This is a genomic window from Streptomyces sp. NBC_00285 (genome assembly GCF_036174265.1).
Classification (GTDB): Bacteria; Actinomycetota; Actinomycetes; order Streptomycetales; family Streptomycetaceae; genus Streptomyces.
In genome coordinates this window covers 6,302,539-6,326,269 of the sequence record NZ_CP108055.1, presented here as the reverse complement: position 1 = coordinate 6,326,269, position 23,731 = coordinate 6,302,539, and the positions used below count along the sequence as shown (strand labels likewise).

Sequence of the window (23,731 nt, the reverse complement as noted above, 5' to 3'; positions counted from 1 at the left end):
GTTTCAGATGCAGGTTAGGGCCGGAGCAGTTCCACCTTCACGTCCCCGGGGAAACCCGTCGTCGGCCCGACCCGCCGCGCGAACTCGGTGACGGCGGCCAGCTGCGGCTCACCGAAGCGGAAGTCCAGCGTCGTGAAGTACTTCTCCAGGACCTTCTCGTCGAAGGCCTCCCAGCGGGCCGCCTGCTCGGCGACCTTGCCGACCTCCTCCAGGGAGAGGTTGCGGGAGGCGAGGAAGGCCTCGTGGACGCGTCGGGTGATCACCGGTTCGCGTTCCAGGTAGTCCCGCCGGGCCGCCCACACCGCGAAGACGAACGGCAACCCGGTCCACTCCTTCCAGAGCGAGCCGAGGTCGTGCACCTCCAGGCCGAAGCGCGGGCCGTCGAGCAGGTTCGCCCGCAGGGCCGCGTCTCCGATGAGTACGGCCGCCTCCGCCTCCTGCATCATCAGGCTGAGGTCGGGCGGGCACGCGTAGTAGTCGGGCCGGACGCCGTAGCGGTCGGCGAGGAGGAGCTGGGCGAGGCGGACCGAGGTGCGCGAGGTCGACCCGAGGGCCACCCTGGCGCCGTCCAGCTCGTCCAGCGGGACCTTCGAGACGATGACGCAGGACATGACCGGCCCGTCGCAGCCGACGGCGATGTCGGGGAATGCGACCAGGTCGTCCGCGTTCTTGAGGAACTCGACGAGGGTGATGGGCCCGATGTCGAGATCTCCCTGCACCAGCTTCTCGCTGAGCTTCTCCGGGGTGTCCTTCGTGAGCTCGAAGTCGAGGAGCGTGCCCGTCCTCGCGAGCCCCCAGTACAGGGGCAGGCAGTTCAGGAACTGGATGTGGCCGACGCGCGGCCGGGTGCGAGAATTGTCCACATCGCGACACTAGCCCCCTTGGGGTAGGCTTCGAACTTCGACCCCGGAGTCACCTCTTCCCGATCTTCAAACATCCGGTTGACGTGATCTTGGCCTCTATTGCTTTCGGCTGCCTGCGTGCTACGCTCGCCGCAAGTTGCAGTTTGGTTTCCCTTGCAGTACAGAGCCTGCGGAGCATGTAACCGCGGGCTCTAGTCGTTTTCAGACGAATGCAGTTGTGCGGCACTGTTTTCACACTTGCAGGTTCTGGAGCAGGGCAACCCTTTTGGGCCCAAGGAGGGCTTATGGCTACCGGAACCGTGAAGTGGTTCAACGCCGAAAAGGGCTTTGGCTTCATCGCCCAGGAGGGCGGAGGACCCGACGTCTTCGTCCACTACTCCGCGATCAACGCGAGCGGCTTCCGCTCGCTGGAGGAGAACCAGGCGGTCTCCTTCGACGTGACCCAGGGGCCGAAGGGCCCGCAGGCGGAGAACGTCACCCCCGTCTGAGCGATCCCGTCTCATCGTGATCCCGACTCACAGGCGATCCTGCCTCTGATCCGGACCTGACGCAGTACCCAAGGAGCCCCGCGGCCGCACGGCAGCGGGGCTCCTGCCTTTTCCTACGCCGGACCCGTTGTCAGTGGCCCCCGCTAGGGTCCCCCGCCATGACCGACACCGACTTCGTGACCGCCACCCGCACCTTCTACGACGCCATCGCCGAGGACTACGCCGAGCGCTTCAGCGACGAGATCGCGAGCAAGCCGCTGGACCGGGCGGTGTTCGCCGGATTCGCCGGCCTCGTGGGCGAGGGCGGGGCGGTAGCCGACCTGGGCTGCGGGCCAGGGCGGGTCACCGCGCACCTCGCCTCCCTCGGGCTGTCCGTCTTCGGGCTCGACCTGTCGGAGTCGATGCTGGCGATCGCGCGGCGGGAGAACCCGGGGCTGCGGTTCGAGCGGGGGTCGATGCTGGAGCTCGACCTGCCCGACGGCGCACTGGCGGGCGTGGTGTCCTGGTACTCCTCCATCCACACGCCTGTGGATGAACTCCCTTCCCTCTTCGCCGAGTTCAGGCGGGTCCTGGCACCCGGCGGGCATCTGCTCCTCGCCTTCCAGATCGGCGACGAGCCGCGCCGCCACGAGAACCCATGGGGGCACCAGGTGACCCTGGACTTCCTGCGGCGGCAGCCGGAGGACATGGGTGGGCTGCTGACGGCGGCCGGGTTCGCGCCCGTCTCCCGGACGGTACGCGAACCCCACGCCAACGAGACGACCCGGCAGGCCGCACTGATCGTCCGCCGGGACCAAAGCGTTCCCGACTAGAGCACCCCGGCGATGTCCCGGGCCGCGATGTACCCGAACGTCATCGCCGGGCCGATCGTCGAGCCGGCGCCCGCGTAGCTGGAACCCATGACGGCGGCACTGGCGTTCCCGGCGGCGTACAGGCCGGGGATGACGGAGCCGTCGGGCCGTAGGACGCGGGCGCGGGCGTCGGTGACCAGGCCGCCCTTGGTGCCCAGGTCTCCCGGCACGAGCCGGAAGGCGTAGTAGGGCGGCAGCCACAGGGGTGCCAGGCAGGAGTTGGGGAGGACGGACGGGTCCGTGTAGTAGTGGTCGTAGGCGCTGTCGCCCCGCCCGAAGTCCGTGTCGTCGCCCTTCAGTGCGAGGGAGTTGAAGCGGTCGACGGTGGAGCGCAGGGCGGCGGCGGGGACGCCGATGGAGGTGGCGAGGGCGTCGACCGTCCAGGCCTTGTGGGCGGCACCCGAGCTGTACCAGTCGTCGGGGAGGACGAAGGTCGGCGCGACGTCCTTGAAGAGGTACCGGTTGCGGTAGTTCTGGTCGACGACCAGCCAGGACGGGATGTCGGGGTCGGTCGGGTTGCGGTCGTACATCGTGTGGACGACGTCGCTGTAGGGGGCGGCCTCGTTGACGAAGCGCCGCCCGGCCGCGTTCACGACGAGCCCGCCGGGCAGGGTGCGTTCGGCGAGGCAGAAGTACGGCTCGTCGGGCAGCGGGATGGCCGGGCCCCACCACGCGTCGTCCATCAACGCCAGGTCGCCGCCGACGTGTTGGCCCGCCCGGATGCCGTCGCCCGTGTTCTCCTTCGCGCCGACGGTCCACTCCGTGCCGATGGGCTGCCGCTGGTACTGGGCCCGCATCGCCGCGTTGTGCTCGAAGCCGCCGGACCCGACGATCACGCCTCGCCGCGCGCGGTAGAGGCCGCCAGGGGTCACCGCACCGGTGACGGTCCCGCTCTCGACGTACAGCTCGGTGAGCGGGGTGTTGAGCCGGACGGGCACGCCGGCGTCCAGGAGCCCCTTGCGCAGCCCGGCTGCCAGCGACTGTCCCATGGTGAGCGGCTTCTGCCCGAGTACGGCCGCCTTCGTGCCCCGCGCCAGGCACTCGGCGGCGACGGCGGCGCCCTTGACGCTCACGGCGGACAGGGCGAGCCACTTGTAGTCGGTGCTGAACACGACGAGCCCTGCGGGGACTGCGAGGTACGGCGGGTTCAGGTGGGCGAGTTCGGCGCCGAGGATGTTGCCGTCGAGCTGGTCGGGCTCGATGGAGCGGCCGTTGGGGAGGCCGCCGGGCAGCTCGGGGTAGTAGTCGCTGTACCCCTCCATCCAGCGGAACCGGAGCGGGCTGTTGGCGAGGACGAAGGAGATCATCGCGGGGCCGTGCGCGAGGAAGGACTGCCGACGGGCGGCGGGGACGCCCGGTCCGACGACGGCGGTGAGATAGGCGGCCGCCTTGGCCGGGGTGTCCGGGACTCCGGCGGCCAGGATGACGGGGTTGTTGGGGATCCAGATCCCGGCGCCGGATCGGGCGGCGGACCCCCCGAAGGTGGGCGCCTTCTCCAGGACCACGACGCTGAGCCCCTGCTTGGCCGCGGTGAGCGCGGCGGTCATGCCGGCGGCACCGGAGCCTATGACGACGACGTCGTAGGTGCCGAGCAACGGCAAGTCGGCGGCACTGACGCCCTGTTGGACTCCGGCGGCGACTGCCAGTCCGGCGCCGGTCGCCAGCAGGTGTCTTCGGGTCACGCTCATGGTCGGGTCCCCCCTGCGGTTGGTATGGACGAAGGGTCCGGAACGTCGCGCGGGGGTCTTGAGAAGTCAATATGCGTGCAGGACGACAAGGGTGTCCCGCCAGGCGAGTTGACTGAGGAACGGTCTGAACCGGGTGAGTAAAGCGAGGAGTTCGGGTCCCCACCGCTCCCGGAAGGCGGGGTCCCGGCGGGCGAGGTCGAGCTCGTTGGCGGCGGTGAGCTCGGCGAAGTCCCTGCACAGGAGGGGGTCGGGGGCGTACGTCCGTCCGGTGAACCGGTCCCGGAATCGCGGCTCCAGGAAATGGGGGTACGTCGCCTTGCGGTCGCAGCTCGCGTAGAAGTGCACGATCGCTTCGGCGTCCGGGCCGATCACGGCCGCGAGTTCGGAGCGCCGATCGAGCGGGAGTAAGCCGGCGGGGAAGCCGTCGGTGCCGTAGAAGGCATGGCAGAGGCCGGCGACCTGGAGGTCGAAGCGGGCGTCCCAGAGGGCGAGTTGGACGCGGACGCGTTCGAGGTGGGCGAGGAGGGTGCCGCCGGGGTGGGGAGTGCGGTCGGCGCCGAGCCGCCGTAACAGGGCTCTGGCTTCGTCGGTGGTGATCGCCTGCACGGGCACCGAACTCCTCGGCAGAAGGGGTGGGTTGGGTCGGCACCCGCTCCTCCCGGGTTGGGAGCGGGTTGCCGCCCGGGCCCTGAGGAGATCGTCGTACGGGCGCTCACCCCAGTCAATCCTAAAGATTTGCCGCAGGACCCAAGTGTTAGCTTGGGTGTCATGACCCTCGACGACCTGCGTGTCTTCGTGGCCGTGTGCCGCGCCGGAAGCCTCAGTGCGGTGGCCCGTGAGCTGGACTGCACGCAGTCCGCGGTGAGCCAGCACGTGAAGCGGCTGGAGCGGGAGACGGGGGTCGGTCTGCTAGAGCGGCAGCCTCGGGGAGTCGTACCGACGCAGGCAGGGCGGGTGTTGGAGGCGGCCGCGGCGGACGGCATCGCGGGTCTTGATCTCGCCCTGCGCCGTCTGCGTGAGTTGGTCGACGGCGAGAGCGGGTCGGTCCGGGTGGCGACGGGCGCGACGACCGTACGGCACTTCATGTCGGACGCGGTGGTGGCCTTCCGGCGGCAACGCCCCGACGTCAGGCTGGAGTTCAGGACCGAGAGCTCCAGCCGGGCCTGCTTCGACGCGCTGGCCGACAGCAGCCTCGACCTGGCGTGGATCACGCTGGGCCCGTCGGTGCGGGGCATCGAGCAGCGGCCGGTCATGGAGCTGCCGTGGGTCCTGGCGGTGCGGGCCGACGACCCTCTCGCGTCCCGGACGTGCGTCGAGGCGGCCGAGTTGGGGGACGTACGCCTGATCCGTCTTCCCCCGGACTCCACCTCCGCGGCCCATCTGGACTCGGCCTGCGCGGAGTTGGGGGTACAGCTCGCTTTCGACACCAGCGTGGCCGACTGGGACACAGCACTGTTGCTGGCCGAACTGGGGCTGGGGCGGGCGGTGGTGCCCGCGTTGCCGGGGCTGGACGTACCGGGCCGGGGTGACCTGCGTCTGGTTCCCGTCCCCGCCCTGCGTCCGCTCTCCGTCGGCTGGGCGGTACGCCGTTGGGACGCGCTGTCGCCGCCGGCGCGCGCGTTCGCGGACACCGTGGCGGAATCTCGCTGAACCACCGGTCGACGTTTCGGTGGCGTGGATGATGAAGGCGATGCCCAAGAGCACAGCCGCCGCGAAAGCCGACATCAGTTCTGTTCCATCGGTCGTGGGCGGCCCACGACCGATCGCGGTGGCTGGGCCGTTGCCGGGCGCCTTGCCTGTCGGCGACCGACTGTTCGTACGGAGGCCCGGGGCCGGCTGCCCGGACGGGTTCAGACAGGCCCTTGTCAGCAATCTGACAGGACCCTCATATCGTTCGGCGACAGTGGCCGCCATGACGAACCCCTCTCATCACAGCCGGCCGGTTCCCGGCCTCTCCGCGCGGGCAGCCCTGTTCACCGCCATCGGCGCAACGGGCCTCGTCGTCCTCACCGCGTGCGGTGGCGGCGGCTCGGGCAGCGGGAGTGACACAGGCATTGCCGGCGACAGCGATGTCGCCTCGATCGCGAGCCCGGGCAAGGCAGTTGGGACACCGACGCGGACAACGGACCCCGACGCCGGCCGCCCCGTCATCCGGCTGGACAGCTCCACCGAGGACACCAACCGGATGTGGGACAGCTGGAACGCCTGCCTGAGGGCGAAGGGCGGGCCGCTGAAGGGGGCGCCGACCACCCCGGCCGAGAAGGCCGGAGCGAAGGCCTGCGCGTCGAAGCAGCCGATTACGCCGCCGGAGCTGGACCCGGCCCAGAATCCGGACTACTCCGACGACCTGCGGGTCATGGTGAAGTGCCTCAACGCCCACGGCATCAGGGCCACCATGGTCGGCGGCTCCGACTACTCCTACGACCAGAGCCAGCCGAATCCTCCGCACTTCAATGAGATCGAAACCGCCTGCCAGGTGAAGGCCTTCCAGAAGTAGGCGCATACGCAAGGGCGTTGGGCCGTCCGACGGCCCAACGCCCTTCTTCCATGTGGGTCGGTTCGTTCATGCTGACGCGAGGGCCTCGGTGGGGGTGAGGCGGGCGGCCCTGATGGACGGGTAGACACCGGCGATCATGCCGACGAGTACGGCGCCACCGAACCCTTCCGCCACCGAGGTGAGCGGGACGACCGGCGGCCAGTGCTGGTAGGTGGCGTAGCCGACGGTGGCCAGGACGCCGAGGACCGTACCGGCCACGCCGCCGAGCGCGGACAGTACGACGGACTCGGTGAGGAACTGGCCGCGGATCTGGCCCCGGTTGGCGCCCAGCGCGCGGCGCAGGCCGATCTCACGGCGGCGTTCGAGGACCGAGATGACCATGGTGTTGGCCACTCCGATACCGCCGACCAGCAGCGCGACTCCGGCGAGTCCCAGGAAGAGGGCGGAGAAGGTGGTCTGGGTGGCGCGCTTCGCGGCCAGCGCGTCGGACGGGCGGCTGATCTGGACCATGCCGGGCAGTTCCGGGTAGACCGTGGCGGGCAGCACGCCCCGGACCGCCTCCATGGCGGATTCCCTGGCCTTGATGTAGATCACCGTGGGGTGTCCGTCGAACTTCAACTGGGTGCGGGCGGCGTCCCATCCGACGAGTACCGAGCGGTCGATGTCGGGGGAGAGCGGGGTCCGGGCAAGGATGCCGACGACCGTGAACCAGCGATCGTTGATGTAGATCTGCGGGGTGGGTCCCCGGTCGTTCAGCTTCGCGAAGCCGAGCCGGGTGGCGGCGACCGAACCGAGCACCGCGGTGGGGAACCTCTCGGTGGCGGCGTTGAGGAAGCGGCCCGACCGCACCTCGGCGTTGATGGCCGGGAGCAGGTTGACCTCGCTGGCCAGGATGGTGAGTCCGGCGTAGTCGCTGGGGTCGACACGGTCCGAACGGTGCACGGTGGCATGGGTGTTGGCGACGGCACTGGCCATGGTGACCGGACCGATACGGCGGACCATGTCCACCGATTCCGGCGGGAGCAGCACCGGTGAGTTCGGATTGGGGACCGGCTGCGCCTGGAGCATGTTGGTGCCCATCGCCGAGAGCTCGTTCAGCAGCGCCTTCTGGCTGGAGGCCGGGATCCCGGTGACGACGATCATGGTGGCGATGCCGATCGAGATGCCCAGGGCCGACAGCGCGGCCCGCATCTTCCGGGTACGGATGCCGAGCAGACCCAGCCCCAGAAGATCCAGCGGGGCCAGCCGTACCGGCCTGCTGTTCGCTTCGGTGACGGTGGTGTTCCCGGTGGTGTTCATGGCCCCTCATACGTGTCGGCGACGAGGCGCCCGTCGAGGATCTCCACCCGGCGGGGCAGCCGCTCGGCGATGTCCCGGTCGTGGGTGATGATCGCGATGGTGGTGCCCTCGTCGTTCAGCTCGGTCAGCAGTTCGAGGACGGCCCGTCCGTTGGCGGTGTCCAGCGCGCCGGTGGGCTCGTCGGCGAGCACCAGCGCGGGGTTGTTGACCAGAGCCCGGGCGATGGCGACGCGCTGGCGTTCACCGCCGGAGAGCTGGTGCGAGAGGTGTCCGGCCCGGTGGCCCAGGCCGACCCGGGCCAGCGCCTCCAGCGCCAGCGGACGGCGCCGGCCGCGTGGCACACCCGCGTAGAGCAGACCGGTGGCGACGTTCTCGGCTGCGGTCAGCCCCTCGGTGAGATGGAACTGCTGGAAGACGAAGCCGAGCCAGCGGCCACGCAGCGCGGACAACCGCCGGTCGGAGAGCGAGGAGACGTCCCGGCCGCCGATCTCCACGGTGCCGCTCGTCGGCCGGTCCAGGGTGCCCATGATGTTCAGCAGAGTGGACTTGCCGGACCCGGAAGGTCCGACGATGGCCAGCAGTTCACCGGTCCCGATGGCCAGCGAGACATCGTCCAGCGCGTTGACCCCGCCGGGATACGCCATGCTCGCGTTGCGGACGGTGAGTACCGGAGGTGTGCGGTCGGTCATGAGGCCGTTGCCACCTTGGTGCCCGCGGTGATGCCGGTGCCGCTCACTTCCACCAGTCCCTTGGCGAACATCCCCGTCTCGACGGCCAGCAGACGGCCGCCGGGGAGCTGGAGCGCGTAACCGCCGCCGCTCAGCGCGAGCAGTGCGCCGACCGGCACGGCCAGTACGCCCTTCTTGGTCTCCCCGGTGAACTGCACTTGTACGGGTGCGGAGTTGAGGCGGCGCAGCGCCGCCGTACTGTCCAGCGAGACGGTCACCACCAGCTGCGCTGTGCCGCCGGAGTCACCACCTGCCTGGTCGGAGGCCTGGGCATCCGTGCTGATGGCGGAGACGGCGCCATGGGCCTCGGAGTTGTCGGGCAGCGTCACGGTCGCCTTGTCACCCTGCTGGATGGAGTCGACGTCGGTCGCGGCCATCGGCACCGACACCGACTTGGCGGTACCGGTGACCGACATCAGCGTTCCGGTGGCCGGGTCGCCGGGCTGCGCCTGTACGGCACCGACCCGTACCTCGCCCGGCAGCACCGCCACGTCGCCGGCGCCGAGGACCCCGGTGGAGGGCATACCGACCTGGGTCTGCCACCGCCCGACCGCCGCGATCAGGGAGGCGGTGAGCACCCCCTCGCCGGGCTTGACCCGGACATAGGACGGCGACGGGGAGGGGGAGGGGGACGCCGAGGGCGACGGGGACGGCGAGGCGCTCGCGGCGCCGGTCGGCTCCGGCCGCTGCGCGACCCAACTGCCCGACGCCGGCTGGGCGCCGATGTCGTAGCCGAGCGCCCTGAGGTTGTCCGCGACCACCTTGACGTCCCTGCCCATGAGACCCCTGGTGTCCAGGGGGCGGAACAGCGGTGTGGTCCCGTAGAACACCGGCACCGGACGATCGTCCAGCCGGTACAGCGACCTGCCCCTGGACACCTTGGCCCCCACCGCCGGCAGCTGGGTGACCAGGCCCTCCTTGCCGCCCTTCACCGATACGGCCCTGCCGTAGCCCAGGGTTCCGTGCAGCGAGAGGGTGCTGGACAGGTCGGTCCTGACCACCGCGACGGTGCTCACCCGGGGCGCACCGCTCGCCGCGGCGCCCGACGGCTTCCCAGCACTCCTCACCCCGGCCAGGCTGACCCCCACCACGCCTGCCGTGAGCAGTGCGGCCACCGCGATGACGACCCGTTTCCGCGCTTTCCCCGGCGTCGCGCTGCCGGGCGGCTCGTCGGCCTGAGCGTGCTCACTTCCTCGCACTGCATGCCTCCAGCCGGCAACTGCTCTCGATTTCATCCGAATTGATCGGCTGGTCGTTGGACGCGTAGTTCCAGCCCGCATTGTCGGGCAGCCCGACAACCTTGAGCCCCTCGGAGTTCATGCACCTGATCCATTCGCGGAAGTCATCCGCGCAATGCGGGTTCTTCAAGGCCTGGCCGGTCATTGATGTTCGGCATGGCGGCCACCATGGCCGAGCGATATGAGGATCCCGTCAGGCTGCCATCAAAAACCTGTCTGAATCGCAGCGCCCCGCCCTATGGTCGGCAGCATGTGCGCACATGTCCTGGTGGCCGAGGACGACGTCAGACAGGCCACGGTGATCCGGCGCTATCTGGAACGCGAGGGCCACACCGCCCTGGTGGTGCACGACGGACGTGCCGCGATCGACGAGGCCCGCCGCCGACCGCCCGATCTGCTCGTCCTCGACGTGATGATGCCGGTGGTCGACGGCCTGGACGTCTGCCGCATTCTGCGGGGGGAGTCGTCCGGCCTCCCGGTGCTGATGCTGACCGCCCGCGCCACCGAGGAGGACCTGCTGCTCGGCCTCGACCTCGGCGCCGACGACTACATGACCAAGCCCTACAGCCCCCGTGAGCTGATGGCCCGTATCCGCACCCTGCTGAGGCGCAGTCGGCGTACCGGCGACAGCGCCGCCGTACCGGACGACCGCCGGCAGACCGACCCGGTCCTGCGGGCCGGCGCCCTCTCGGTGGATCCGGTCCGGCACACCGTCCACCTCGGCGGGCGGCAGGTGGAATGCACCCCCGGGGAGTTCGAGGTCCTGGCGGCCATGGCCGCCGAGCCCGAACGGGTCTTCACCCGGCGGCAGTTGCTGACCCGGACCCGCGGGTCCGACCGCTTCATCACCGAGCGCTCCATCGACGTGCACATCCTGAACCTGCGCAAGAAGCTCGAAGCCGACCCGAAGCAGCCGGTCCTCCTGCTGACCGTCTTCGGGGTCGGCTACAAGATCGCTGACGGCCCCGAGAGCCACCGTGCGCACTGAGCCCGCGGTGTACGCCGAGACCCCCGAGACCAGGGTGCCGCTGCGCAGGAGTCTGCTGGTCAGGCTGCTGGCTTCCTCGCTTCTCATCGCCCTCTGCGCGATCACCGCCACCGCCTGGCTCGCGGTACGGACCACCACCAGCGCGATCCGCCAGGAGCAGGGGCAGGTCCTCTCCGACGACACGGACATCTACAAGGTGCTCACCGACTACGCCGCCGTCCACCCGAGTTGGGACGGAGTCACACGGACGGTCAGCCGGCTCGCCGACCGGACCAACCGGCGTATCACCCTCACCGCCCAGGACCACGGCCGCCGGACGATCGCGGACTCCGCGCCCGGCACATCGCCGCTGCCCGACCGTGCGTTCGCGGTCATCGACCCGCTCCAGGTCGACCCCGCGCTGTTCCCCGACGCCGGCGCCGACCGTATCGACCCCCGTGTCCTCGGCCCGTTCCGGCTTTCCGCCGCACAGCGCCAGGATCTCCTCAGGAACGCGAACACGCTCAGGGACTGCGTGATCAAATACGGCTTCCCCGCCAAGGTCTCCGTCTCGCTCAGCGGTCACCCCAGCATCGAGACCGGCGACGACACCAAGCAGGCCTACGCCCTGGGCAGGTGCGAATCCACGCTCCAGCTCGCACTCGCGACACCGGGCGAGCTGAAGGCTCTCGACAGCCTCAACAAGCTGATCAAGACCTGTCTGGCGCATCAGGGCCGGCCGACCGTGGTGCTCGATCTGACGCTCTCCCCCAAGCCGGGCGCCGCCGAGGCCCCGGCCGCGCAGAACTGTGTCAACTCCAGCCGCCGGGAACAGCTCGCCTCCTACGTCGCCCCGGCGGCACAGCTGTTCGTCAGTGAACCGGCCGGATCGGCGGTTCCGGGCTTCGACCTGTCGCAGGCCAACACCATCCGCATCGTCGGGGTCGTCGCCCTCGTCCTCGTGCTCACCATGACGGTGACCGTGGTGATCGGCGTCCGCCTGGTCAGACCGCTGCGCGCGCTCACCAGCGCCGTACGGAACCCGGGCCGCCCGCAGCTCCGCGTCCCGGTGACCACCGGCGACGAGATCGGCCACCTCACCGCCGCCTTCAACGACCTCTTCGAGCACCGGGAACGCACCGAGGAGCAGCGCAAGGCCATGGTCAGCGACATCGCCCACGAACTGCGGACACCGCTCAGCACCATCCGCAGCTGGCTGGAAGCCACCCAGGACGGTGTGCTCACCCCGGACGACGACGTGACCTCGGTACTGCTGGAGGAGACCCTGCTGCTCCAGCACATCATCGACGACCTCCGGGACCTGGCGGCGGCCGAGGCCGGCACGCTCCAGCTGCACCGTGAGCTCCTGGACGCGGGCGACCTCCTGCACCACGTCGCCACCGCCCACGGCGGCCAGGCCCAGAGCGCGCGCATCACCCTGGACGTCCGCACCGACGGTGACACCGAGCTGTACGCCGACCCCATGCGGCTGCGCCAGGCCGTCGGCAACCTGGTGTCCAACGCCGTACGCCACACTCCCCCCGGCGGCAGTGTCACCGTGCGGTCCCGCCGGACCGGGAACACCGTCCTGATCCAGGTCAGCGACACCGGTTCCGGCATCGGCCCGGAGGATCTGCCGCATGTCTTCGACCGGTTCTGGCGCGCCGAGAAGTCCCGCAACCGGCACACCGGCGGCAGCGGCCTCGGCCTCTCCATCGCCCGCCGGTTCACCGAGGCCCACGGCGGCAGCCTCAGCGTCACCAGCTCCCCCGGAACCGAGACGGTCTTCACTCTCCAACTGCCCGGCTGAACAAGGCGGTTCAGGGCGTCAGTACTCTTCCGGACTAAGGAATCGATCACCGGGTGGGAGGCCATGTAGCTGCAACAGTTGACCCTGACGCAGGGGCAACCTCTCAGCATGGTCGGCATGACGACAAGAACCAGTGCGATCGAGGTCGCCGGGCTGCGCAAGTCGTACGGCGACCACGAGGTGGTCGCCGGGGTCGACCTCACCGTCCCCGCAGGCACCGTCTACGCCCTGCTCGGACCCAACGGGGCCGGCAAGACCACCACAGTCCGGATCCTGTCCACGTTGCTCCCTGCGGACGCCGGTGAAACTCGGGTCGCCGGGTACGACTTGCGCCGCGAGGCAGACCAGGTTCGTGCGTCGATCGGAGTGACCGGGCAGTTCTCCGCCGTGGACGAGTTACTGACCGGGCGGGAAAATCTGCGGCTGATGGCCGACCTCGGTCACCTCGAACGGCGCCATGCGGAAAGCGTGGCGGAGCAACTGCTGGAGCGGTTCCACCTGGTTGATGCCGCCGACCGGCGCGCGGTGACGTACTCCGGCGGTATGAAGCGGCGGCTGGACCTGGCCATGACCCTGGTGGGCGGGCCTCGGCTGATCTTTCTCGACGAGCCGACCACCGGCCTCGACCCGCGCAGCCGCCGTGACCTGTGGGGGATCGTGCGGGAGCTGGTGGCCGACGGGGTGACCGTCTTTCTCACCACCCAGTACCTGGAGGAGGCCGACCAGCTTGCCGACCGGATCGGTGTGCTCGACGGGGGCCGACTGGTCGCCGAGGGCACCGCGGCCGAGCTGAAGCGGCTGGTCCCCGGCGGTCATGTCGCGCTTCAGGCCACCGACAGTGAGCGGCTGGCCGAGTTGGCGCGCCAGTTCCCCGGGGCGAACGCGAACGCCGCGGGGCTCACCCTGACCCTGCCGCACGACGGCCGCCTCACCACTTTGCGACGGCTGTTGGCCGGGATCGACGACGACGCCGTCACCGGGCTCGCTGTGCACACCGCGGACCTGGATGACGTATTCCTGGCTCTGACCGACCACTCCACCGCCGACGAGTCTCCCGAGGAGGTGTCGGCATGAATAGCGCGACGTATGCCGTCCGCGATTCGGCGACCATGCTGCGCCGCAACCTGAAGCACATGGCCCGGTACCCATCGCAGACGCTGATGCTGATCGGCCTGCCGCTGTTGTTCCTGCTGCTGTTCGTCTACGTCTTCGGAGGCGCCATGGGCGCCGGTCTGCCCGGAGCCCCGGCGGGGGACCGCGGCGACTACCTGACGTTCATCACTCCGGGGATCTTGGTGATGGCGGTGGCGAGCGTGTCCATCAGCACCGCGGTCTCGGTCGCCACCGACATGACAGGCGGAATCATCGACCGGTTCCGAACCATGGCCATCGCCAAGGTCTCGGTGCTCACCGGCCATGTGCTGGGCGCGATGGTCCAGACTGCGCTGGCACTCGCAACGGTCTTCGGGGTGGCGTTCCTGCTGGGTCTGGAGACAGCCGCCTCGGCGATGCAGTGGTTGGGCCTTGTCGGGCTGCTTGCGCTGCTGTCGTTCGCGATGACCTGGTTCACCGTGGCGTTGGGGCTGGTCAGCCCGAACCCGGAGGCCGCGAGTAACTGGCCGATGATCTTCATCATTCTGCCGTTCGTGGGCAGCGGGTTCGTGCCGGTGGAGTCGATGCCGACCGGGCTGCGGTGGTTCGCCGAGTACCAGCCGTTCACGCCGATCATGAACGCTTTCCGCGGTCTGCTGGCCGGATCGCCCGATGGTTCGGACGTGCTCTGGGCCATCGGCTGGTGTGTGGTGATCGGGCTGGTCGGCTACCTCTGGTCGCGGCGTCTCTACCGGACCCGGGCTGCGAGCTAGGAGACTGGTCTGATGCTGACTATCGGCGAGCTGGCGACGTATGCCGGAGTGACGGTGCGCGCGGTGCGGCACTATCACGCCAAGGGGCTGCGGGCGGAACCGGAGCGGGACCACTCCGGCTATCGGAGGTACGGCGCCGACGCCGTGGTCGAGTTGGTCAAGATCCGGACCCTCGCCGAGGCCGGGGTCCCTCTGGCGCGCGTGCGGGAGCTGCTCCAGGCAAACGAGGAGGAGTTCGCCGCGGCAGTCGCAGATATCGACAAGCGGCTGCGGGCGGAGATCAGGGAACGGCAGCGACACCGCGAGCGGATCGCCCGTCTCGCCGCCGGGGACAGCCTGGCACTGCCCCAGGAGGTGGTCGACTACCTTGACCGGCTGCGGGCGCTCGGAGTCGACGAACGGATTGTCCAAGTCGAGCGCGACGGCTGGATCCCGCTGGCCGCGCGCTCACCCGAGCGAGTCCCGGAGTGGATGGCACGCAAGCGGGAGCAGATAGCCAACCCGCAGATCATCGACTTCTATCTCACCCTGGGCAAAGCTCTCGACGGCACCGACGACGACCCACGGCTCGTCGAACTGGCCGACAAGCTGGCCGCCTACATCACCCAGATGGCCAACGCGCAGGGCGAGTTCTACGTCGACGACACCGGCATCGAGCCACCGTTCGCCGAGCTGCTGGATACACATGTGTTTGACACCCTGCCGCCGGCCCGTCGGCTGATCGAGCTGCTGACGAAGCGAGGCTGGACCGGCTGGACCAAGCTTGAGCGCGTGAACCCAACCCAGGGTGCGGCCGGAACACGGTAGGAAGACGCTGCGGTGCGGCGTTCTTACCGAGTGGGCCCTGCGGGTGTTCACCGCCCCAGCTGGCATCTGCGACGTCCCAACGCCACGTGCACCTGAGGTTCAGTGTGCTGAACCTCAGGGCCCGTACGTCGCATACGTCACGGACTTGGAGTGTCGGTGAAGATGGGCATGCCGAGGTCGACCAGTTGGGGGCGGCCGTCGGTGGGGGTCCGGTTGAGGCTCGTGAGCTTGGCCATGGCGGCGTTGAGGCTGACCTGGAGTCCTTCGACCTCGCCGAGCCAGCCGTTGGCGCGGGCCTCGGTGATGCGCTCACGGAGGTTGCGGATGATCTCGATTAGGCGGGGCCGCTGCTGCGGATCGAGCGGATTGTGGTGGGCGTGGGGACGGCGACGCTCGGAGCGCGCCAGCGGCACCGGGCTGATCAGCGGGCCTTCGCCGGTCTCGATCCAGAAGGTGTAAAAGCTGCGGATCACCTCGTTGCTGTGCCGGATGGTGCGGGGCTTGTAGCGGTCGTCCAGGTAGGGCTTCTTGGTGATCGGATTGATGGTGCCCGCTGTCGCGGTGGAAATCGTCCGCGCAGGGTTGGGGACCTTGACCGTCGCCCCCAGCCACAACGCGAAGTCCCGCCCTTCAGCAGGAGTGGCCTGGTCCCACGGAACATCAACCACCCGCAGCCACCGCCACCGCCACCGCCACCGCAGCAGGTCGAATGCGTAGCTGCGGACGCTGCCGGGCCGGTTGTACCGGGCGACGAAATCGATCAGGTACCGACGCTCGACAGCCCGCCCCTCCTCATCGAAGACCAGCCACGGCACCACGCCCGGGTTCGCGGACACATGCCCCCACCGTGGCAGGCGAATCGATCGGACATCGCGCGAGAACTCGTCCAACTTTGCTGCGCTCCTTGCTCGTTCGGATGCGCAACATCTACCGACTAGACCAACCGGGGGATGCGCCGTGGCCCGGAGCGTCGCTCGGTAGTCCGGTCAACACCTCGGTGATACGCCGCCCCGCATCCCCGAGCTACCCATGGGCGGCTCGTAGCAGTGCTCCCCGAGCCACCGCAGACCGTCGTTCATCGTCGGCCTCCGGCCATGAAGGGTCCCGAGCTCCATCGGACGCGGAGGGTGGCGTACGGAGTGTCATACCTCTGCCCTACGCTTCACTCTCCGGCCAGGGGGCCGGTACGGGCCGCTGACAGCGGCCACAGTCTTGGGGGGTTTCCATCACCGTGCGCATCCGCACACTTCCTGCTGCCGTCGCGACGGCAGCTCTCTTCGGTTCGCTGCTGCTCGCCGCCTCACCCGCGGTCGCCGACACGAACGTGCCGATCGGCGTCGGCAACGTCAATGACACCGTCGTCGACGGCGCCCACCAGCACCTGTACATGAGCACCGGCGACGGAATAGCCGTCGTCGACTACGTCGGCAAGGTCGTCACCACACTCACCGGCCTGCCCCAGGTCTCGGATCTTCAGCTGAGCGCGGACGGCAGCACCCTGTACGCCGCCGTGACCGGCGCCGACAAGATCGTCGCCTTCGACACAGCGACGCTCGGCCAGACCGCCGCATACCCGACCGGCGCGGGCACGGCACCGCGTCACATCGCCCTGACACAGGGCCGGATCTGGTTCGGCTACGGCGACCAGTGGGACTCCGGGCTCGGCGAGATCGACCTGACCGCCGACCCGGCCACCGTGCGGCTCGACCTCGCGGGCGACCACGACTTCGCCAGCACGCCCATGCTGTACGCCGACCCGGCCAACCCCGACACCCTGGTCGCGCTGGACGGCGGTATCAGCTCCGGGCCGATCGTCGTCTACGACATCGCCTCCGGCACCCCGGTCATCCGCGTCACCGCGGACGAGGGCGGCTTCTACAGCGACGCCGCGTTCACTCCCGGCGGACAGTCGATCGTCGTGGTCGGGCAGGGCCGCCGGGCCGCCGAGGAATACCGGCTCTCCGACCTCGCCAAGGTGCACGACTACCCGGTCAACGACCAGACCGAGACCGTCACCGTCGCGCCGGACGGCACGATCGCGGCCACCTCGCTGGACACCGACAACACCGGCGACACCTACGTCTTCCCCGGCGGCGCCGACGCCCCGGCCAGCGTCCGCAACCTGTCGGACTCCTGGATGCCGTGGGGCGGCCACACGACGGCCTGGTCGGCGGACGGCACGAAGCTGTACGTGCTGACCGGATCGTCCGGCTCCATGCAGTTCCAGACGGTGAGCGAGCCACGCAAGTACGTCGCGAAGCTCGCCGTCAACGCCCCGGCCACCGCCACCCGCGCCAAGACGCTCACCGTCAAGGGCACCCTCACCACCGGTCTCAAGCCGCCCGCCGGGACCCCGGTGAACATCGTCCGCACCGACATGCTCTCCCCGTCGGGCAAGTCCCTGGGCACCACGAAGCTGGGCGCGAACGGCGCGTTCTCCTTCACCGACGCACCCCCGGCCGGCGGCAAGGTCCGCTACACGGTCACGTATCCCGGGGACGCCGCACACACCTCGGCGTCCGCCTCGGACACCGTCGCCGTCTCCCGGGCCACGCCCGCCCTGACCCTCACCAACAACAAGAAGACCTACGCCTACGGCAAGAAGGTCACCTTCACCGCCCACCTCGGCACCACCTACAGCAACCGCACGGTGGAGATCTGGGCCGACCCCTACGGCGCGGACAAGCCGAACAAGCTGCTGAAGTCCGCCAAGGTCGACGCGCACGGCAACCTGTCGACGAGCGTCACCATGTCCCGTGACACCGCCGTGAAGGCCGTCTACAAGGGCGACTCCCGCTACGCCCCGCGGACCGTCAAGTCCAACGCGTACGCACACGTGAAGATCGCCGCCTCGCTGTCCAAGTACTACAAGACCGGCACGATCGGCTCCACCCGCTACCGCTACTTCCACAAGAACACCGACGCCATCCTGACCACCACGATGACGTACTACACGGGCCGCAAGCAGCGCCTGGACCTCCAGGTCTACTCCGAGGGCAGGTGGTACACCACCGGCTCCGAGTACTTCGCCCTCGGCACGAACGGCAAATCCGTCGTCAACCTCGGCCACGCCGGAACGTCGGGTATCCGCGCCCGGGTACGCGCCGTGTACGTGGACCCGTCCTCGGGCGACAGCGTCAACACCAACACCATCGGCGCCTGGCAGTACTTCTACTTCAGCAACTGACGCCGGTAACGGCTCGGGAGAACGGCGGCACGGGCAGACCGTGCCGCCGTTCTCATGCCCTCCCGAGCCCGATCTCGGCCCATACCGTCTTGCCTACGTCCCGCTCCGTGACGCCCCAGGTACGGGCGAGCAGCGCGACGAGGATCAGGCCTCTCCCCCGCTCCCCGTCCTCGTCGTTGACGAACCGGAGCGGGCGATCGCCCCTCGGGTCGCTCACCTCACCCTCTCCCCTACTGCGGGAACACGGGCGCCACGTTCAGTTCGCGGGCACCGGTCGCCGTGATGCCGGAACCCGTGCCGGGAAGCAGCAGGCTCGGGCCGTAGTAGTCGTTCGACACCACCAGGTCCTTGTCGCCGTCGCGGTCGATGTCGCGCAGGCGGACGAGGGAACCGAAGTTCTCGTACTGGGTGGGGCTCCCGGGGACGCCCGCGCTCGCACGGGTGAACCACTGGGAGTTCTTGCCGGTCAGGCCGGACTTTCCGCCGCGCAGGATGTGGACGCCACCCGCGTCCTCCACCGAGCCGACGTTCTCGTACGGCACGCCGACCGCCAGGTCCGGGTAGCCGTCGCCGTTGGTGTCCCCGGCGGAGAGGTCGGAGCCGAAGTACTCGCGCGCCGCGGCGGCCGTGGCCACGCCCGAAGTGGACTGCGTGAGGCGGTACTTCGTCGTCGGGCCGGTGCTGCCGCCGCGCCAGACGACCACCGAGCCCGCCTTGTTGTTGGACCGGGTGTCGCTGACCGCGAGGTCACCGTAGCCGTCCTTGTCGAAGTCGGCGACGACACCGGTGGGGCTGTAGTCGGGGGTCGAGCTGTTGACGACCGTGACCTTGCCGGGCTTGATCGTGGAGCCGCCCCGCAGGAACCACGCGTCCTGGGTCATCTTGTCGCTGTGGTAGCCCTGGCCCAGGACGTAGAGGTCGGTCGCCTTGTCCTTGGTGACCTTGCCGGCGACCATGCCGGTGTTCTCGAACGTGGCGTCGAGGGTGTGCTTGGTGACCTTGCCCGTCGTACCGGACTTGGCGAAGCCGCCGCGGTAGACGTAGACGGACGAGAAGGCGTCGGCGATGGCGAGATCGGCCTTGCCGTCGCCGTTGAAGTCGCCGGTCTCGATCTCCTTGCCGAAGCCCTGGTCGGAGCGGGCGGTGACCTTGAGACGGGTGGCGTCGGTGCCGGTGAGGCCGGTCTTCCTGCCCCACAGGATGGTGACCGCGCCGGAGCTCACCTTGCCGCTCACCTTCTCGGTGAAGTCGGCGACGGCGAGGTCGGCGTACCCGTCGCGGTTGAGGTCGGCGGCGGCGACGTCCAGTCCGAACATGTCGCCGTACCCGCCCGCGTCACCGGCGGTTCCCGGGATACCCGCACTGGACTGGGTGAACGTCTTCGTGGTGGTTCCGGTGCCGGTGGCCGTCCCGTACGTGACGGTGAAGTCACCGCCGAGGCCGGCGACGGCGTAGTCGCGGAAACCGTCCCCGTTGAAGTCGTCGGCGTACTTCGCCGGGGTGGCCGCACTCGCGGCGCCGACGGAGAGGGTGAGCAGTCCGCCGGTCAGGGACACGGCGGTGGCCGTGGCCAGTGCCAGGCGGAAGCTGGTGCGCGTGGACATGTGTCTCCTGCGATGATCATGGGTCGGGCAAGAAGGAGACTCGCCGCGGCGGGTAATGGTTGCACCAAGTCGGCGCTCTCCTCGCCGGTCCCGGCAATGACCGCGATGGTCAGCAAACTGGCTGGAATTGGTCAAGACCTCTTATGGCCCCCTGGTCACACGCGCGGTAGCCGGGTTCACTGCGCCGCATGAGACGAACTCTCCCCCACTCCCTACGGCGCACCGCCGCCGTCCTCACCGCCGTTCTCGCCTCGCTGGCCCTCGCGGCGAGCACGGCGTCCGCCACCACGGTCCCCGTCGAGTTCGGCACCGACTACCACGACCCCGTCACCGCGGCCCCGCCGATCAGCACCCCGCACACCAAGGCCTGCGAAGTCACCGTCGCCGAGGCGAAGTTCAAGGACTTCACGCCGTACACGGGGACGTACACACCGCCGACCGGGTGCGGGACACCCGGGCGCTGGTCGAAGGTCGTGCTGCGGATGGACGGGAACGTGAAGGGGCGGCAGTACGACCGGCTCGGGTATCTGGACATCGGTGGCGTGCAGGTCCTCCGGACCTCGACGCCCGAGCCCTCGCAGGACGGGATCAACTGGTCCGTCGAGAAGGACGTCACCGAGTACACGAAGACGCTGAGCAGCGCGCAGTCCGTCGACATGCTCATCAGCAACGTTGTCAACGACACCTACACGGGCATCCTCGACGTCAAGGTGACGCTCACCTTCTACGCGCCCGAGCGCCGGCGACCCGCGGATGCTCCCGACCAGGTCATCCCCCTCAGCTCCGGCAACGGCGTGACCGCCGGCGCCTCCCTCACCACCCCGCGCAACTCCGAGCGCATCCTCGCCGAGGTGTACGCGACCGGGTCGGGCGGCGGCTGCGAGGAGTTCTGGTACTCGGCCACGACGCCGTCCGCGTCGTACTCCTGCCAGGCCGGGGACGACGGGCCGTACCGCGAGGTGCAGGTGAGCGTCGACGGGAAGGTCGCGGGGATAGCGTCCCCGTACCCGAACGTGTGGACCGGCGGCTGGTCGCCCTATCTGTGGTCGGTGATTCCCTCCCCCACCGCCTTCGACGTACGGCCGTTGACCTTCGACCTGACGCCGTTCGCGGGGCTCCTCAACGACGGCAAGGCGCACACCGTGGACGTGTCGGTGCTCGGGGTGCCGGCCGGGCAGACCGGGTGGAGCGCGCCGACCAACATCCTGGTGTGGCAGGACGCGCACAAGTCGGTGGTGACGGGGGCTGTCACGTCGTACCGGAAGGCAGACCCGGCCGTCGGCAACACCTTCACGGACGGCTCGCTGCGGCACCTGGTGACCGGCGGCAAGGACCGGCTCAAGGTCTCCGGCTATCTGAACACCTCGCACGGCCGCGTCACCACGACCGTCGAGCGGACGCTCACCGCGGCCGTCGACCATCAGTGGACGCCCGACGAGAACACCGACAACCTGACCGGTAAGTGGACCGATCACCAAGTCGTCGCCACCGACGGGCACTTGTCCCGCACCGACCGCGACTACACCCTGGACGGCCGGGCCACCGTCGACAGCGCCAACCGGCTGCGGGTCGTCATGTCCCTTGGTGACCACGCCGTAGCGGGCGCCACCCGCGTCGACGACACCTACCGCGGCGACGCCACCTTCACCCTCGGGGTGGCCCGCGAGGAGCGGCACGCGGTCGCGACGACGAGTGAGCGGTACCGGCTGTACGGGCCCGGCGAGTGCTACGACCACACGCTCGCGACCGAGCAGGGGGTGCTGACGAAGGACGTACGCCGCTGCTGAGGCGTCACTTCTTCACGTACAGTCCCTCGATCTCCGCCGCGAAGTCCCGCATCACGGCTTCGCGGCGGAGTTTGAGAGACGGGGTCAGGTGCCCGGCCGCCTCGGTGAGGTCGGTCGGCAGGACGGTGAAGCGGCGGATGGACTCGGGGCGGGAGACCAGCTTGTTCGCGTCGTCCACCGCTCTCTGGAGGATCTGGTGCAACTCCTCGTCGCTCAGCAGGAGTTCGGCGGGAACCGGGTGCTTGCCGTTCATCTGGCGCCAGTGGTTGACGCCGTCCATGTCGAGGGTGATCAGCGCCGAGATGTAGGGGCGGCGGTCGCCGAGGACCATGCACTGGGAGATCAGGGGGTGCGAGCGGAGCCAGTTCTCCAGGGGGGCCGGGGCGACGTTCTTGCCGCCCGCCGTGATCAGGATCTCCTTCTTGCGGCCCGTGATCGTCAGATAGCCCTCGTCGTCCAGCTTGCCGATGTCGCCCGTCGGGAACCAGCCGTCGGCGGAGGCGGGGGCCACCCCCTCGCCGTAGGGGTCCCAGTAGCCGCGGAAGACCTGGCCGCCGGCCAGCAGGATCTCGCCGTCCGCCGCTATGCGGACCCTCGTGCCGGGCATGGGCCAGCCGACCGTGTCCAGGCGGGGTTTGAGGGGCGGGGTGACCGTCGCGGCTCCCGTGGACTCCGTCAGGCCGTAGCCCTCGTAGATCTCCATGCCCGCGCCCGCGTAGAACGCGGCGAGGCGGCGGCCGAGGGGGGAGCCGCCGGAGATGATGTGGCGGATGCGGCCGCCCATGGCGTTGCGGATGCGCTTGTAGACCAGCTGGTCGTAGAAGGTGCGGGACGTCTTGAGGGCCGCGCCCGGGCCGGATCCGGTGCCCGCGTGGCGGGTCTCCATGGCCTCGCCGTAGCGGACGGCGACGCTCACCGCGCGGTCGAACGCGCCGACCCGGCCGCCGCTCTCCGCCTTGGCGCGGGCGTTGTTGAAGACCTTCTCCAGCATGTAGGGGATGACGAGGAGAAAGGTCGGCTTGAAGCTGCCGAGCGCCTCCAGCAGGTCCTCCGCCTGGAGGCTCGGCGCGTGCCCGAGGCGGACGCCGGAGCGGACGCAGGCGATGGCGACCATCCGGCCGAAGACGTGCGAGATGGGCAGGAAGAGGAGCGTTGCCGGGTCCTCGTCCGACTTCGCCTTGAAGACGGGGTAGAGGAGCTCGATCGCGTTGTCGACCTCGGCGAGGAAGTTGCCGTGGCTCAGCACACAGCCCTTGGGGCGGCCGGTGGTGCCGGACGTGTAGACGATGGTGGCGACCGTGGCCGGGCCGAGCATCCCGCGCCGTACGCCGATCTCCTGCTCGGGGACCGACTGGCCGAGCTCGCCCAGCCGCGCCACATGCCCCTTCTCCATGATCCACATGTGGCGGAGGTCGGGCAGCCGGCTCAGCTCGGGGCCGAGGGCGGTGGCCTGGCCCGCGGTCTCCGTGATCAGGGCGACCGCGCCGGAGTCCTGGAGGATGAAGCGGGTCTGGAAGACGGAGGACGTGGGGTAGACGGGCACGGTGACCAGGCCCGCGGCCCAGGCGGCGAAGTCGAGGAGGGTCCACTCGTACGTCGTACGCGCCATGATCGCGATACGGTCGCCCGGCATCAGCCCCTCGGAGATCAGGCCCTTCGCAGTCGCGAGCACCTGCTGCGCGAACTCCGCCGCCGTCAGGTCGATCCAGTCGCCGTCCTGGGTCCGGCGGCTCATCACACGCTGGTCCGGCGCCGTCTCCGCGTTGTCGAAGGGCAGGTCGGCGAGCGAACCGTGGGTCACCGGCGGGGCGAGCAGCGGGACCGACACCTCCCGGACCTCTCCGTCCAGCCGCACGATCTCGGGCTCGACAAGCACCGGTGCACCGTCGTAATCGGTACCGGAGGTGTAGGAGAGGGACATGAGCGACTCCTGGGGCGTGCAGCTGGATTCCGCACTTACTGCATGATGTACGTGCGATGCGTGCCTGGGCGTTCACGGGGGGTGCCCGAACCAGGGGTTACCGCCGGTTAACATGGCGATCCTAGGGTCCC

General features: G+C 69.5%; 22 protein-coding genes. 11 read left to right on the top strand and 11 right to left on the bottom strand.

The features are described from left to right. Nucleotides 1–14: 14 nt before the first annotated feature. Nucleotides 15–863 carry a menaquinone biosynthetic enzyme MqnA/MqnD family protein gene (locus OHT57_RS29365; RefSeq protein WP_328749552.1) on the bottom strand — a complete coding sequence of 283 codons (849 nt, stop codon included), beginning with the start codon at nt 861–863 and terminating at the stop codon, nt 15–17. 284 nt (nt 864–1,147) lie between these two features. On the opposite strand from OHT57_RS29365, the gene OHT57_RS29360 reads away from it, so the two are divergent. Both OHT57_RS29360 and OHT57_RS29355 read left to right on the top strand, forming a co-directional pair. Further along, entirely contained in the window at nt 1,148–1,351 is a 204-nt protein-coding gene (locus tag OHT57_RS29360; RefSeq protein WP_003998944.1) for a cold-shock protein, read from the top strand. Nucleotides 1,352–1,509: 158 nt separating this feature from the next. Beyond that, the gene (locus OHT57_RS29355; protein WP_328749551.1) at nt 1,510–2,163 is read left to right on the top strand and encodes a class I SAM-dependent methyltransferase; all 654 of its coding nucleotides are present in this window, start codon (nt 1,510–1,512) and stop codon (nt 2,161–2,163) included. Here OHT57_RS29355 and kstD read toward each other — a convergent pair. Then, nucleotides 2,160–3,890, bottom strand: coding sequence for a 3-oxosteroid 1-dehydrogenase (kstD, locus tag OHT57_RS29350; protein ID WP_328749550.1), 1,731 nt, complete (start codon nt 3,888–3,890; stop codon nt 2,160–2,162). The two genes, OHT57_RS29355 and kstD, sit on opposite strands and share 4 nt — an antisense overlap. A gap of 66 nt (nt 3,891–3,956) precedes the next feature. After that, on the bottom strand, nt 3,957–4,502 hold the full coding sequence (locus OHT57_RS29345; protein ID WP_443053499.1) for a DUF6817 domain-containing protein: 546 nt from the start codon (nt 4,500–4,502) through the stop codon (nt 3,957–3,959). 156 nt (nt 4,503–4,658) lie between these two features. On the opposite strand from OHT57_RS29345, the gene OHT57_RS29340 reads away from it, so the two are divergent. Both OHT57_RS29340 and OHT57_RS29335 read left to right on the top strand, forming a co-directional pair. Next, entirely contained in the window at nt 4,659–5,540 is an 882-nt protein-coding gene (locus OHT57_RS29340) for a LysR family transcriptional regulator (RefSeq protein ID WP_328749548.1), read from the top strand. A gap of 262 nt (nt 5,541–5,802) precedes the next feature. Next, complete coding sequence (locus OHT57_RS29335; protein ID WP_328749547.1) at nt 5,803–6,387, top strand: hypothetical protein; 585 nt, start codon at nt 5,803–5,805, stop codon at nt 6,385–6,387. 66 nt (nt 6,388–6,453) lie between these two features. Here OHT57_RS29335 and OHT57_RS29330 read toward each other — a convergent pair whose 3' ends face one another. Genes OHT57_RS29330 through OHT57_RS29315 form a run of 4 tightly spaced genes read right to left on the bottom strand, consistent with a single transcriptional unit; the run spans nt 6,454 to nt 9,797 of the window. After that, on the bottom strand, nt 6,454–7,686 hold the full coding sequence (locus tag OHT57_RS29330; protein ID WP_328749546.1) for an ABC transporter permease: 1,233 nt from the start codon (nt 7,684–7,686) through the stop codon (nt 6,454–6,456). Next, entirely contained in the window at nt 7,683–8,375 is a 693-nt protein-coding gene (locus tag OHT57_RS29325) for an ABC transporter ATP-binding protein (protein WP_328749545.1), read from the bottom strand. Before OHT57_RS29325 ends, OHT57_RS29330 begins: the two co-directional genes overlap by 4 nt. Next, a complete protein-coding gene (locus OHT57_RS29320) occupies nt 8,372–9,613 on the bottom strand; it encodes a hypothetical protein (RefSeq protein WP_328749544.1) in 1,242 nt (413 codons plus the stop codon). Before OHT57_RS29320 ends, OHT57_RS29325 begins: the two co-directional genes overlap by 4 nt. After that, nucleotides 9,600–9,797 carry a hypothetical protein gene (locus OHT57_RS29315; RefSeq protein WP_328749543.1) on the bottom strand — a complete coding sequence of 66 codons (198 nt, stop codon included), beginning with the start codon at nt 9,795–9,797 and terminating at the stop codon, nt 9,600–9,602. Before OHT57_RS29315 ends, OHT57_RS29320 begins: the two co-directional genes overlap by 14 nt. Before the next feature lie 105 nt (nt 9,798–9,902). Here OHT57_RS29315 and OHT57_RS29310 point away from each other — a divergent pair, with 105 nt between their 5' ends. The 5 genes from OHT57_RS29310 to OHT57_RS29290 all read left to right on the top strand — a co-directional run bounded on the left by OHT57_RS29310 (nt 9,903) and on the right by OHT57_RS29290 (nt 15,101). Next, nucleotides 9,903–10,640, top strand: coding sequence for a response regulator transcription factor (locus tag OHT57_RS29310; protein WP_328749542.1), 738 nt, complete (start codon nt 9,903–9,905; stop codon nt 10,638–10,640). Then, entirely contained in the window at nt 10,630–12,429 is a 1,800-nt protein-coding gene (locus OHT57_RS29305; RefSeq protein ID WP_328749541.1) for a sensor histidine kinase, read from the top strand. The genes OHT57_RS29310 and OHT57_RS29305 overlap by 11 nt, the downstream gene beginning before the upstream one ends. Nucleotides 12,430–12,546: 117 nt before the next feature. Further along, on the top strand, nt 12,547–13,503 hold the full coding sequence (locus OHT57_RS29300) for an ABC transporter ATP-binding protein (RefSeq protein WP_328749540.1): 957 nt from the start codon (nt 12,547–12,549) through the stop codon (nt 13,501–13,503). Next, nucleotides 13,500–14,294 (top strand): ABC transporter permease, encoded by a 795-nt coding sequence (locus tag OHT57_RS29295; protein WP_328749539.1) that lies wholly within the window; start codon nt 13,500–13,502, stop codon nt 14,292–14,294. The genes OHT57_RS29300 and OHT57_RS29295 overlap by 4 nt, the downstream gene beginning before the upstream one ends. A gap of 12 nt (nt 14,295–14,306) precedes the next feature. After that, complete coding sequence (locus OHT57_RS29290) at nt 14,307–15,101, top strand: MerR family transcriptional regulator (RefSeq protein WP_328749538.1); 795 nt, start codon at nt 14,307–14,309, stop codon at nt 15,099–15,101. A 137-nt stretch (nt 15,102–15,238) separates the two neighbouring features. Here the strand turns inward: OHT57_RS29290 and OHT57_RS29285 are convergent, their stop codons facing one another. After that, nucleotides 15,239–15,991 carry a hypothetical protein gene (locus tag OHT57_RS29285; protein ID WP_328749537.1) on the bottom strand — a complete coding sequence of 251 codons (753 nt, stop codon included), beginning with the start codon at nt 15,989–15,991 and terminating at the stop codon, nt 15,239–15,241. A 341-nt stretch (nt 15,992–16,332) separates the two neighbouring features. Between OHT57_RS29285 and OHT57_RS29280 the strand changes: the two genes are divergently transcribed. Further along, nucleotides 16,333–18,288: a YncE family protein gene (locus tag OHT57_RS29280; RefSeq protein ID WP_328749536.1), complete on the top strand. Its 1,956-nt coding sequence runs from the start codon at nt 16,333–16,335 to the stop codon at nt 18,286–18,288. A gap of 52 nt (nt 18,289–18,340) precedes the next feature. Here the strand turns inward: OHT57_RS29280 and OHT57_RS29275 are convergent, their stop codons facing one another. Further along, nucleotides 18,341–18,505 (bottom strand): hypothetical protein, encoded by a 165-nt coding sequence (locus OHT57_RS29275; RefSeq protein WP_443053498.1) that lies wholly within the window; start codon nt 18,503–18,505, stop codon nt 18,341–18,343. A gap of 13 nt (nt 18,506–18,518) precedes the next feature. Then, a complete protein-coding gene (locus OHT57_RS29270; protein WP_328749535.1) occupies nt 18,519–19,892 on the bottom strand; it encodes an FG-GAP and VCBS repeat-containing protein in 1,374 nt (457 codons plus the stop codon). Between the two features lie 188 nt (nt 19,893–20,080). On the opposite strand from OHT57_RS29270, the gene OHT57_RS29265 reads away from it, so the two are divergent. Then, nucleotides 20,081–21,679 carry a peptide-N4-asparagine amidase gene (locus tag OHT57_RS29265; protein ID WP_328749534.1) on the top strand — a complete coding sequence of 533 codons (1,599 nt, stop codon included), beginning with the start codon at nt 20,081–20,083 and terminating at the stop codon, nt 21,677–21,679. Nucleotides 21,680–21,683: 4 nt separating this feature from the next. Here OHT57_RS29265 and OHT57_RS29260 read toward each other — a convergent pair whose 3' ends face one another. After that, a complete protein-coding gene (locus OHT57_RS29260) occupies nt 21,684–23,600 on the bottom strand; it encodes an AMP-dependent synthetase/ligase (protein ID WP_328749533.1) in 1,917 nt (638 codons plus the stop codon). Nucleotides 23,601–23,731: the final 131 nt, after the last annotated feature.

Bases quoted from the DNA above. Each gene is read 5' to 3' on its own strand.
- OHT57_RS29310 (WP_328749542.1), top strand. From the start codon at position 9,903: ATGTGCGCACATGTCCTGGTGGCCGAGGACGACGTCAGACAGGCCACG.
- OHT57_RS29330 (WP_328749546.1), bottom strand. From the start codon at position 7,686: ATGAACACCACCGGGAACACCACCGTCACCGAAGCGAACAGCAGGCCG.
- OHT57_RS29335 (WP_328749547.1), top strand. From the start codon at position 5,803: ATGACGAACCCCTCTCATCACAGCCGGCCGGTTCCCGGCCTCTCCGCG.
- OHT57_RS29325 (WP_328749545.1), bottom strand. From the start codon at position 8,375: ATGACCGACCGCACACCTCCGGTACTCACCGTCCGCAACGCGAGCATG.
- OHT57_RS29315 (WP_328749543.1), bottom strand. From the start codon at position 9,797: ATGACCGGCCAGGCCTTGAAGAACCCGCATTGCGCGGATGACTTCCGC.
- OHT57_RS29270 (WP_328749535.1), bottom strand. From the start codon at position 19,892: ATGTCCACGCGCACCAGCTTCCGCCTGGCACTGGCCACGGCCACCGCC.
- OHT57_RS29265 (WP_328749534.1), top strand. From the start codon at position 20,081: ATGAGACGAACTCTCCCCCACTCCCTACGGCGCACCGCCGCCGTCCTC.
- OHT57_RS29355 (WP_328749551.1), top strand. From the start codon at position 1,510: ATGACCGACACCGACTTCGTGACCGCCACCCGCACCTTCTACGACGCC.
- OHT57_RS29300 (WP_328749540.1), top strand. From the start codon at position 12,547: ATGACGACAAGAACCAGTGCGATCGAGGTCGCCGGGCTGCGCAAGTCG.
- OHT57_RS29260 (WP_328749533.1), bottom strand. From the start codon at position 23,600: ATGTCCCTCTCCTACACCTCCGGTACCGATTACGACGGTGCACCGGTG.
- OHT57_RS29290 (WP_328749538.1), top strand. From the start codon at position 14,307: ATGCTGACTATCGGCGAGCTGGCGACGTATGCCGGAGTGACGGTGCGC.
- OHT57_RS29340 (WP_328749548.1), top strand. From the start codon at position 4,659: ATGACCCTCGACGACCTGCGTGTCTTCGTGGCCGTGTGCCGCGCCGGA.
- OHT57_RS29360 (WP_003998944.1), top strand. From the start codon at position 1,148: ATGGCTACCGGAACCGTGAAGTGGTTCAACGCCGAAAAGGGCTTTGGC.
- OHT57_RS29295 (WP_328749539.1), top strand. From the start codon at position 13,500: ATGAATAGCGCGACGTATGCCGTCCGCGATTCGGCGACCATGCTGCGC.
- kstD (WP_328749550.1), bottom strand. From the start codon at position 3,890: ATGAGCGTGACCCGAAGACACCTGCTGGCGACCGGCGCCGGACTGGCA.